Here is a 572-nt window from a genome sequence, read left to right as displayed (position 1 = left end):
CCTCACCTCGATCAAGGCGAAGAAGCCGGACCTGATCTTCTTCGGCGGCATGGACTCCGTCGCCGGCCCGATGCTCAAGCAGATGAAGGCCCTCGGCATCAACGCCGTATTCATGGGCGGCGACGGCATGTGCACGGACGCGCTGGGCCGCCTGGYCGGCGACGGCCTCGGCGAAGGTCGCGTGTATTGCGCGGAAGCGGGTGGCGTCAAGGGTCCGCAAGAAAAAGCGATGGAAGACTTCCGCGCCCGCTACAAGCAAAAATTCAATATGAACGTGCAGTTGTACGCGCCCTACGTCTACGACTCCGTGATGGTGATGGCGAAGGCGATGCAGAACGCCAAGTCGGCCGATCCGGCCAAGTACCTGCCGGCACTCAAGAACATCAAGTACGACGGCGTGACGGGCACGATCCAGTTCGATGCGAACGGCGACATCAAGGATGGCGCGCTGACGCTGTTCACGTACAAAGGCGGCCAGCGGACGAAGCTCGACGTGATCCGCTGAACCCTTTGTGTTTACTTGATGCCGGCATTTGGTGGGCTCGGGGAGCCCACCCTACGGCCGGATGCTG

Annotated in this window: 1 protein-coding gene; it reads left to right on the top strand. The window is 61.8% G+C overall.

What is annotated here, in order from left to right; translation table 11 throughout:
* Nucleotides 1–505 (top strand): branched-chain amino acid ABC transporter substrate-binding protein (locus AC1DYX_RS31820; RefSeq protein ID WP_477266284.1); only part of this gene is annotated, 505 nt, incomplete at its 5' end.
* Nucleotides 506–572: the final 67 nt, after the last annotated feature.

The sequence above is a fragment of the Massilia sp. P2_C2 genome, assembly GCF_056404615.1.
The sequence above is the reverse complement of the archived record's forward strand: the minus strand, read 5'-3'. Positions and strand labels throughout refer to the sequence as shown.